This window comes from Pseudoalteromonas sp. P1-9 (genome assembly GCF_001399975.1).
GTDB lineage: Bacteria > Pseudomonadota > Gammaproteobacteria > Enterobacterales > Alteromonadaceae > Pseudoalteromonas.
Map to the genome: position 1 here is coordinate 17,916 of NZ_LKBD01000050.1, position 9,676 is coordinate 27,591.

Below are 9,676 nucleotides of genomic sequence, written 5' to 3' on the forward strand. Positions count from 1 at the left end.
ATTATAGGGGCTAACACATTAGTAAACAAGTTTTCACGACTAGTGAAAGGGTACATTTGTGACCTTAGGGGGGATTTTGCAATAATTTGTCGAAGTTAAGGTTTATGATGCGGAATTTTAGCGTATTGCTTGATAAATTATGCGCACTATTTGGCATGTCATAACCAAGCATTGCATCGTAATCAATCATAGACATAAGTATAGGGCTTGCATAAATAAGCGCGTTGAACAGAATTCAAATGCTGCGTTTTTGTGTTGATTTATCGCTTGACGTTAACACGAGTTTGTTGCACATAAATTGATCGCGCTAATAAGACTAAGTAACAACTAGAATGTAACTTGTTATCACGCACTCAGGTTATTTAATAAGATGCTACTTTTGCTAATGCCAATAAACGTGCATTAAAACTAATGATGTTTTCGTCTAACTTGGTTTGGTTTATGTGCATACGTATTTTCTTTTGTTCTTGCACTAATGCCATCAGGGCGCCCGCGCTTAACGTTGATTCTTGTTCGCCAACGGTAATTGTGTGATTCGTTATTTTCTCTAAATAGCGGTCGGTATTTTTAATGTCTTTTGATAAGTATAAATACGAGCACTGTTTTAGTTTATCTGAATCTAATGTATCAATAACCTGCAGGGAAAAGTTAAGTCGTTGACGTAGCACCTGCTGTTGCGCATTGATCAATTCACCAACAGGGCCTAATTGTTCAGCAAAACAAAAAGTTATTTCGTAAGGTTTATGATTTGGATTTGTGTAGCGTACGAAAGAAGGAATTTGCATTAAGTAGGCCGCCCGCAATTGTTCCGCGGTTTTGGCTGATACAAATGAGCTGAATAATCCAATAATAACAAGCAGTAGTAAGCGCATTACTGAGCTCCTTGTTTGATTGGTAATTCAATTACGAAATGCGCACCAGTTTGTGCTTCGGTATCGAGTTTAATACTGCCATCAAGCGCTTGGGTTACCAAGTTATAAACTAAATGCAAACCAAGGCCACTGCCACCTTCGCCACGGCGTGTTGTAACAAAGGGGTCGAAAATACGGTTGCGAATACTAATTGGTACGCCATTGCCGTCATCTTGATAATCAATTATCACGCTGTGTTCGTTAGACGATACAGTTATGACAATATTACCATGTTGATCAGGATTAAATGCGTGGATTAAGCTATTACTAATAAGGTTTTCAACAATTTGCTGAATAATTGGAGGCTTTGTCCAAACCTCAAGCTGGCTATCGCCTTCAATACTCACCTGATGTGGAAATTTGGCTAACTGGCCGCTAAGAGTAGTAATGACCTGATTAATAAAATCGTGAAGGTGGATTAATTTGTCTTCTTGCGTTTCGTGAGTAACAGCAAGTTGCTTAAAGCTTGAAACCAGTTCAGCTGCGCGGTTTAAATTACGGTAAATCAAATCTAAGTTTTCAACACCATCTTCAATAAAGCGACTCATATGAGATGAGGTAAGGGTTTTATTTTCGAAATTTACTTTAAGCTCTTCAAGCTTGTCTTTTAGCAAAGTAGAGCCGGTAATACCCAATCCAAGAGGGGTGTTTACTTCGTGTGCAACGCCTGCAACCATTTGCCCAAGCGATGCCATTTTTTCGTTTTCGACAATTTTTGTTTGGTACTGGTGCATTCGCTCAAGTGTGCTGAGCAGTTCTTGATTGGCCTCTTTTAAGGCTTCAGTACGCTGACTAACCTTTTGCTCTAAATTTTGGTTTAACTGCCTAATTTCTTGCTCATCTTTTTTCTGACGTTCTAGTTGCGCCAAGGTTCGGGCAAATAAGGTATTGATACTCTTAGCCAACATATCGAGTTCAGTAATTTTGGCAGTAGGTACAATGACATCGTAATTTTTGTTTTTTGATACGTCTTTAACCACTATGCTTAGCGCTTCAATTGGGCGCGAAAAACGGCGCTGAAAGGTTAGAGTTATCAGCAATACAGAAAGTAAAATAACAACGCCGACTACTACATCAACTGAAATTCGATTTTTTAGCGCTTCTTGAATCGGAGCATCGGTACCCATTATATACACATAACCGTCAATCTTAGGGTTTGCACTAATAACGTTATCGTTATCATCGGTTCTAATTGGGTAAATTACTTCAATATTGTCGCCATCGATATTTGAGCTTACTCTGTTAGTGAGCTTTTTGACTTTTGAGGCTATGGGAGGGTTGTCACCGGTGTTGTAGGTGGCAAAAAGTGAGATTGCACCACTAAACTCATCAACTTGATAAATGTGAATGTTTTTAATGTAATCAATCTTTTCATAAGCTTTTAACTGCTTTTGCATTTCGTCTTGATCGAGAAATACTACGGGCACATAAGCATTAAAAGAGATGATACCGGCAATCGTATTTAGCTCTTCAATCAGGTTCTTTTTCTGATTAGAGACGTCTAATACTGTACTTACGATTACCGAAAGCAATATGCTTAAAGAGGTGATGACAATCACCGCACGGCTTAACGCCTTTCTAATTGTTATTGTTTTATGATTATTTTGCATACGGCATTAAGTTATCAGGGTTAATTTCATATTACTTAGCACCATCACGTTAAGCAAATATATTAAATACGTAAAATCTAAATAGGCACTATTGCAAGTTTAGACGGTAATTTGGTGGATAATCAATAAGGTTATGGAAAATAACGGTTTGGCATTGTGGCAAATATATCAAACAGCGAGATTTAGTCAGTTTTCACACAATTCTAGGACTAACCGTGTTTTAGTTGTTTTGAGTGTTTGGAATGCGCACGGGAAAACCTGCTCAGCCATACAGAATCGCAAACTCGCTGCCTTTGTTAGTGCGCTACTTAGAAAGCAAGGCATTCAGTTCCAAACCCTTTGGGGCGGCTCAGAGAATATGTGCTATCGCGAATTAACCTTTGCTTTTAATGTAATCAATACAAACGATGCATATATTTTTGCAAGGCGAGCTAAGCAAAAGGCGTTTTACATTGTGAAAAATCGCAAACTTATCTTATGTGCAACAAATAAACGCTATTTGCCAAAAACGCTCGGCAACGTAAAAGAGTACTTGGTTTCTGTGCCCAAAAGGCGGTTAACTTATGCTAAAAATCAGGCAATTGCAGAATAAATCGTGAACTTTTTGTTGTCTTTAAGTTTGCTGAAATCACCAAACTCATCACGCAATGCATCGGCATAGGGTAAAAAGCTGTTAGCGACAATAAGCAATTCACCGCGTTTATTTAAGCGCTTTTTTGCATCCGCGATAAACAGTTGGGTGATATCGTAGTTAGTTGAAAGACCTGTATGAAATGGCGGATTAGAGACAATATAGTCAAATTTAGCATCAATTGATGAAATACCATCAGCCAGCTTTAATTCGGCATTTACCCCATTTTCGGCAAAGGTCAGCTCTGCAGCTGCCAACGCAAGTGCACTTACGTCTGATGCAACAATCTTACATTCAGCATAATGCTTGGCTAAAAATGTAGAGATCACACCACAGCCGGTTGCAAAGTCCAGCAGCGTTTTAGGATTGTTTAGCTTAATTGTTTCAAGCAGCAACTCTGTACCTTTATCAAGTTCGCCGTGACTAAATACGCCCGGCAAAGTTACTAAGCTAAGCGGTGTTCCCGCAACATTGATTTCAAACTGTTTTGCGTAGCTGGCGAGTTGGAAATCAGGATTAACGGTTAAACCTGAGAACTGAAACAAGCTGCAGTGACGAGCTGAGTCGACTTTACGGGAAAATTGCGCATCTGTTTTAAGTTGTTTTACAACAGATTTAACGCCGCCTTTGTTTTCACCAACTACTAATAAGCGTGTTGACTCTGTACTGATAGCACGAATGTTATCAAGCAACATTTGCGCTTCAGCTTTTGCCTTCGGGTAGTAAAAAACCACTAAGTCGAATTGCTTTTTAGGCAAGGTAGCTGCAATTACTTGTTCAAAATTATCGTGTTGAAATTGGGTTCTGTTGGTCAATATACTGGTAAACCCGGTGACAGATGCGTTCGGGGACAGGTCGCACAGCTGCTCAGCAAAGCCATCGTTTACATGGTTTACTAATAAAACAGATTCGGCTTCTAAGTATTCTTGATTGCGAATTAATACTTGGCTGGCAGCTGATAGCATAGTGTTATACCTTTCTTTCGAACATTAAGTCCCAAACACCATGGCCTAAACGGTGGCCGCGCTGTTCGAATTTAGTCAATGGACGGTCGTCCGGACGCGGTACGTAATCGTTAGTTTCTGATTGATTTTGGAACTTTTCAGCCGCAGTCATCACTTCTAACATGTGCTCAGCGTAGTTTTCCCAGTCGGTTGCCATGTGGAAAACACCACCGATTTTAAGTTTGCTGCGCAGGTTTTCAACGAATTCAGGTTGCACAATACGACGCTTGTGGTGGCGCTTTTTATGCCATGGATCAGGGAAAAATAGCTGTAACTTAGCGAGTGAACCATCGGCAATGCAGTCGGCAAGTACTTCAACTGCATCGTGCTCATAAACACGTAGGTTTGTTACGCCGGCTTCGCTTGCATCCATTAAACATGCACCTACACCTGGGCGGTGAACTTCAATACCGATAAAGTTTGTATCTGGCGCATTCTTTGCCATTTCAACTAAAGACTTACCCATACCAAAGCCAATCTCAAGCACAACTGGGTTGTCATTGCCAAACACTTTGGTGAAATCAAGCAGGCCGTCTTGGTGGTTTAATCCCATAGTCGCCCAGTTATCTTCAAGTGCTTTCGCTTGCCCTTTGGTTAAACGACCTTCGCGTTTTACAAAGCTGCGAACTTTACGAATGTATTTACCTTCTTGTTCTGCTTGCTCTAAAGCAGTTTTAGATGTATCGCTCATATCTCACCGACGTTGAAAATTTGGTGGCGTATTATCCCCGCAACTTGCTTTTAGCTCAAGTAACCGAACGCCTTTTTTATAATAAATAGCAACAATTCCTTGAATTTTTAGTTTGCCTTTATAGACTGGCGACGATTTTGATGAAATCTATTTAGGGTCGTGCGTGAAAATAGAAAAGAAAGAAAGAGAGTGGTTTTCTAACCAAGTGGTTGAATGGTATCACTTATATGGTCGAAAAACGCTGCCATGGCAACTCGGCAAAACGCCATATAAAGTATGGGTGTCGGAAATTATGCTGCAGCAAACCCAAGTGATAACGGTTATTCCATATTTCGAACGCTTTATGGCAAGCTTTCCTACAGTGCAAGATTTAGCGCAAGCCGACGAAGATCAAGTACTACATCATTGGACTGGTTTAGGATATTACGCACGTGCTCGCAACTTGCATAAAGCTGCAAAGATTATTGTGGAGAAATACAACGGGCAATTTCCAGAAAACATTGACGAAGTTATTGCATTGCCAGGCATTGGCCGTTCTACCGCGGGCGCTATTTTGTCACTATCACTTGGCCAACACCATCCGATTTTAGATGGCAATGTTAAGCGCGTATTAGCGCGCTTTTTTATGGTGTCAGGTTGGTATGGTGAAAAGAAAGTAGAAACCTTATTGTGGCAGCTTTCAGATCAAGTGACACCAAAAGGCAATGTTGTTGAGTTTAATCAGGCGATGATGGACTTAGGAGCAAGTCTTTGCTCTCGTACAAAGTTTGATTGCGATCCTTGTCCATTAGTTGATAAGTGTGGCGCACATAATGCCGAGCGCGTAAAAGAATTCCCAAATCCTAAACCGAAAAAAAACAATCCAACAAAGTCATGCCTAATGGCAATTGTTAAAGTAAATAATCAAGTGCTAATGGAAAAGCGTCCATCATCGGGTATTTGGGGAGGGCTATTTGGCTTTTTTGAATTTGCTAACGAAAATGAATTAGAAAATTGGCTGTTAAGCAATGGGGTGGCCGGTGAAAAAACATACCTTGATGAATTTAAACATGTGTTTAGCCATTTTAATTTAATGATTACACCTATTGTGATAAACGTTACTAAGCTGCCATTGAATGTCGCTGAAAAAGAGGTTTTGGCGTACAACTTAACGCAGCCACAAGAAGTGGGGCTTGCTACGCCTACAAAGAAAATAATTAAAACTTTAACCAGAAAAGGGTAAACTGAAAACAAAGTTTACAGTGAGATTGATTATGGCACGTACAGTTTTTTGTCAAAAGCTACAAAAAGAAGCCGATGGCTTAGATTTTCAACTTTACCCAGGTGATGTGGGTGAACGTATCTTTAATAACATTAGCAAAGAAGCTTGGGCTCAGTGGCAACACAAGCAAACTATGTTAATTAATGAAAAACATCTAAATATGATGGACCCAGAACATCGCGGGTTTTTAGAGGAGCAAATGGTTGGCTTCTTGTTTGAAAATAAAGATGTTGAAATTGAAGGTTACAAACCGGTAGAAAAATAAAAAGGCGCCAATTGGCGCCTTTTTTGATTTTTGTTCGCTGTTATTAGTTATTCAGGCTATTTTTCAAATAGTCATGTATAAACTCATTGGCTTCAAAGAAGCTGCGCTCAAGTTCATCTGCGTAATGTGTGAGGGTTACGCTAGCAATGTCTCTTTCTTGATTAACAAGTGTTTCAATCGCTTGAGCTGCATTGGCTACGCTCACTGCGCCAATAGTTTGTGCTGTTGATTTTAATTGATGTGCGAGCTTACCTGCTTGCTCTACATCTTCTTGCTTTAACGCACGTGAAATATCAAACGCGAGATCTTGCCCGTGTTTAGCAAACATATCTAAATAATGTTGATGCTGCTGAACATCATTTCCAACATAACTGATTAATTTTTCAATTAAAATAGGTGTAGCGGTGGTTTGTGCTTGCCCCTGCGGGAGCCATTTATCCATTAGCTCTTCAAGTACATTTAGCTCGACTGGTTTAGTAATGTAGTCGTTCATGCCGCCTTCAATACACTTTTCTCGTTCCCCCTTTAGGGCATTAGCAGTTACTGCGACTATGGTAGTTGCGGCTTTTAGGTCTTTACGATAAGGAGACTCTTGTCTAATTTTACGGGCTAAATCATAACCAGACATTTTAGGCATATGTAAATCGGTTAATACAAACTCGTACTGGCCGTTTTTCCACATGTCGAAACCTTCTTCACCATTGGAAGCAATATCTACACTGTAACCAAGTAAGTTAAGCTGGTCGCAAATCACTTGTTGGTTCATTAAATTATCTTCAACCAATAATACTTGGCAGTGCCCTTTGTTTTGGTGATTCGTTAACGGACTAATTTGTTTTTTAGTATTAATTACTTTAGGAGATTGAAGCCCAGCAGCAATTAACAATGAGTTAAAAAAGGCTGTTTTACACAGTGGCATTGCTGAAAGGTAAAATAGGTTGTTTAAATTTAGTTTAGCTTCGGTTAAGCGGCCTAAAACAATAGCTTGCTGTTTATGCTCTTCTAAGTTGTAGGCGATTTTACGTAGTAGCTTATTTGCTTCATCCATGTCGTGTGTGCCATCAAGCACCCAGATCAGCCCCTGCTTAGTTTGCCATTCGGCAAGCTCATCAGATATTTGATTAAACGGTGTTACCTGTGCCCCTAAATAGCTTAGGTAAGATTGTAAGCGCTGCTTATTAATGTCTGTTGGGCTAAAGAGTGCAATTTGACGCTTTTGTAAACGTCCGCGGTTACCTTTTTTCGCTTCTGAATCTTTGGTGAAAGGAATGCTCACAATAAATTCACTGCCAAGGCCCAGTTCAGAACTAACGCGAATGGTGCCGTACATTAATTCGGTTAAGCTTTTGCAAATTGAAAGGCCTAAGCCAGTACCGCCATATTCACGCGTAATGCTCTCTTCAGCTTGGCTAAAGGGTTGGAATATGCGCGCAAGTTGCGTTTTATCCATGCCTTTACCGTTATCGCTAATAATAAAATCGATAGTATCGAAATCATGGCTATTTGAGGCAAGCTTAGCTTCAATAGACACTTGTCCCTGCATATCACTATTTGTTTGGGTGAATTTAATTGCGTTTGAACACAGGTTATATATTACTTGGCGCACGCGCACGGCATCACCAAGCACAGATTCTGGAATTTCAGGGTCGATAAATAACGAAAGTTCTAAATCACTTTTGTGTGCGATAGAACTCATTACCTTTGCAACTTCTTCAACAACATTAACAACGCTAAATGGTTTGTTTTCAACCGTTAGTTTGCCAGCTTCAATTTTAGAAAAATCTAAAATGTCGTCCAAAATCCCTAACAGCGAAAAAGCAGACTCACGAATAATGCTACTTAGCCTGTGCTGAGAGCCTGTTAAGGTTGTATTGCGTAATAAATCAATGGTGCCAATGACACCATTCATTGGTGTACGTATTTCGTGGCTCATGGTTGCGAGAAACGTTGTTTTAGCTTCGCTAGCACGTTCAGCAACTTTTATTGCTTTTTCTAGTTCTTGGGTGCGCGCAACCACCTGATGTTCAAGGCTAGATTGTAAGTTTTGTAAATCGTTTTCAGCCTTTATATGCAATTGCTCGCTCTTGTTTACCGCATCAAGTAGTAAGTTAACGCGCTCAGCAGTGGGGGCAAGACCTAACCCTATATTTGTATCGACGCGAAGTTGATAATCACCTTTTTCCGTAATGACGCTAATTTCTTTATCTAGCTTTTCTGTATTCGAGATGATTTTTCGTGAAAGCGCAGTCGGTAAAAAGGTAAAGCAAAAAATGCCGCTTAAAATAGCTAATGCAGTCCAAAGGTATGCCGCGGTTGGCGAAGTAACGGTATTTATGATTTGTGATGGTTTTTTGTATTCAATAACAAGTAAGCCATGGTTTTTTCCTGCAAGGGTTAATTGTTGGCTTACGGTAATGGCGCCATCTGTTTCGATTGCGGCGGTTTTGTTCTCAGGGTTTGAAAAGTTGCCACCAGTTTTACTGATTAGCTGTAACTCGTCACGTTTTAAGTTGTAAAGGTAGTAATCAATTCCTTTATCGACAGATTTTAGAGAATGAAGAATTTGAATCGCATTATTAAAACCAAAGCGGGTGATGGCATCAACTAATGGTCTATCGACTTTATCTGCAATGGTTTGAATATCTAGTTTGGTATAGCTGGGGAGTTGTGGTTTGTTAGTTTGTATTTTGGAAAAGCTGTTTATTGCCATATATAACGATGCGGCGAAAATTATAAAAACAATGGCATTAATTGTATGAATAGCTTTTAGCGATAAAAACTTGTTAGTAAGCATTTTAAAACCTTACTCCAGTTATAGGGGCTTCTTTGGATATTATTGTTGCTTTATTTGTACAAGGCCAAAAAATTATGTTTTGACCCAATTACTAGTACAAAATACCGATAAATCTTACTATTACATACGAATTTAGCAAAGTGAAATCATTTGTAGTGCTTTGTTTGTGTTCAATTTGGCGGATAAGTGTGCAAACGAAAATGAATGTTGAAAAAAGTGTTGACTTGAAGCGGCAAAACCCGTTTAATACGCCGCACGCCCAGACAGGCAGAACGCAAAAGCAAGATGCGAGTAGCGCTCAAATGTTTAGTGAAATTAGTTTTACGTAATGCCCAGATAGCTCAGTCGGTAGAGCAGAGGATTGAAAATCCTCGTGTCGGTGGTTCGATTCCGCCTCTGGGCACCATCTTTTAAAGATGACCAGTTTTAGTGTGCCTGCTTAGCTCAGTTGGTAGAGCAACTGACTTGTAATCAGTAGGTCGCCAGTTCGACTCCGGCAGCAGGCACCA

Annotated in this window: 8 protein-coding genes and 2 tRNA genes; 5 read left to right on the forward strand and 5 right to left on the reverse strand. The window is 39.9% G+C overall.

Annotated features, from left to right (window positions below; all coding sequences use genetic code 11):
* Positions 1–362: 362 nt before the first annotated feature.
* Both AN214_RS20085 and AN214_RS20090 read right to left on the reverse strand, forming a co-directional pair.
* The gene (locus tag AN214_RS20085) at positions 363–872 is read right to left on the reverse strand and encodes a YfiR family protein (protein ID WP_054981345.1); all 510 of its coding nucleotides are present in this window, start codon (positions 870–872) and stop codon (positions 363–365) included.
* Positions 872–2,521, reverse strand: a complete 1,650-nt coding sequence (locus AN214_RS20090; protein WP_054981346.1) for an ATP-binding protein — start codon at positions 2,519–2,521, stop codon at positions 872–874. Before AN214_RS20090 ends, AN214_RS20085 begins: the two co-directional genes overlap by 1 nt.
* 133 nt (positions 2,522–2,654) lie before the next feature.
* Between AN214_RS20090 and AN214_RS20095 the strand changes: the two genes are divergently transcribed.
* Positions 2,655–3,113, forward strand: coding sequence for a hypothetical protein (locus AN214_RS20095; protein ID WP_054981347.1), 459 nt, complete (start codon positions 2,655–2,657; stop codon positions 3,111–3,113).
* Here AN214_RS20095 and AN214_RS20100 read toward each other — a convergent pair.
* Together AN214_RS20100 and trmB are read right to left on the reverse strand one after the other, a co-directional pair.
* Complete coding sequence (locus AN214_RS20100) at positions 3,095–4,117, reverse strand: methyltransferase (protein ID WP_054981348.1); 1,023 nt, start codon at positions 4,115–4,117, stop codon at positions 3,095–3,097. The two genes, AN214_RS20095 and AN214_RS20100, sit on opposite strands and share 19 nt — an antisense overlap.
* A gap of 4 nt (positions 4,118–4,121) precedes the next feature.
* A complete protein-coding gene (gene trmB / locus AN214_RS20105) occupies positions 4,122–4,847 on the reverse strand; it encodes a tRNA (guanosine(46)-N7)-methyltransferase TrmB (RefSeq protein WP_054981349.1) in 726 nt (241 codons plus the stop codon).
* Positions 4,848–5,010: 163 nt separating this feature from the next.
* Here trmB and mutY point away from each other — a divergent pair, with 163 nt between their 5' ends.
* On the forward strand, positions 5,011–6,069 hold the full coding sequence (mutY, locus tag AN214_RS20110) for an A/G-specific adenine glycosylase (protein WP_054981350.1): 1,059 nt from the start codon (positions 5,011–5,013) through the stop codon (positions 6,067–6,069).
* A 31-nt stretch (positions 6,070–6,100) separates the two neighbouring features.
* Positions 6,101–6,373 carry an oxidative damage protection protein gene (locus AN214_RS20115; protein ID WP_054981351.1) on the forward strand — a complete coding sequence of 91 codons (273 nt, stop codon included), beginning with the start codon at positions 6,101–6,103 and terminating at the stop codon, positions 6,371–6,373.
* 43 nt (positions 6,374–6,416) lie between these two features.
* On the opposite strand, the gene AN214_RS20120 is transcribed toward AN214_RS20115, so the two are convergent.
* Positions 6,417–9,167, reverse strand: coding sequence for a hybrid sensor histidine kinase/response regulator (locus tag AN214_RS20120; protein WP_054981352.1), 2,751 nt, complete (start codon positions 9,165–9,167; stop codon positions 6,417–6,419).
* Positions 9,168–9,497: 330 nt separating this feature from the next.
* On the opposite strand from AN214_RS20120, the gene AN214_RS20125 reads away from it, so the two are divergent.
* Positions 9,498–9,573 (forward strand) — tRNA-Phe (locus AN214_RS20125).
* Between the two features lie 27 nt (positions 9,574–9,600).
* Positions 9,601–9,676: transfer RNA gene (locus AN214_RS20130), tRNA-Thr, on the forward strand.